This is a genomic window from Flagellimonas hadalis (assembly GCF_007785775.2).
Lineage (GTDB): Bacteria > Bacteroidota > Bacteroidia > Flavobacteriales > Flavobacteriaceae > Flagellimonas > Flagellimonas hadalis.
Map to the genome: position 1 here is coordinate 1 of NZ_VNIK02000043.1, position 617 is coordinate 617.

Annotated in this window: 1 protein-coding gene; it reads right to left on the reverse strand. The window is 47.3% G+C overall.

Features of this window, described 5'->3' with window-relative positions; genetic code table 11:
* The coding region (locus FOT42_RS17930) for an HAD-IC family P-type ATPase (RefSeq protein WP_151891798.1) at positions 1–617 on the reverse strand (617 nt) is incomplete at both ends.

Consider the following 617-nt stretch of genomic DNA (forward strand, 5'->3'; position numbering starts at 1 on the left):
CTGACATCTGCTTGGGCAAGTGCCTGCGAATCATTGATACCATCGCCCACCATAGCGACCACCTTTCCACTTTCTTGAAGCCTTTTCACAAAATCAGCTTTCTCTGATGGGAGCACTTCGGCTTCATAGCTTTTGATACCCACCTGTTGTGATACGGCTTCGGCGGTCATCTTGTTATCACCGGTCATCATGTAAACTTCCATACCATTCCCCTGCATTTCCCGTATGGCTTCCTTTGAGGATTCCTTTATACTATCCATAATGGCCAAAATCGCCTTCACCTTGCCTCCACCGCCAAAGTATATGACCGTTTTGGCTTCCTGCTCTAACCCTTCGACCATGTGCCCCAGGTTGTCATCCATGGCGATTCCTTTTTCGACCATCAACTTATGATTGCCCACAAGGTATTGGGTTCCATCCAATGCCTCAGCGCGAACACCTTTTCCTGTAATACTATTGAAGTTCAAAATTTCGACCGGATTTACCTTTCTATTTTTTAAAAAGGAGACCACGGCTTCAGCCAAGGGATGTTCGGACTGTCCTTCCATGGCATATAAAATTTGCTCCAGGGCCCTGTGATCGGTCACATGGTCCGCAAAGACCATATCGGTCACCAC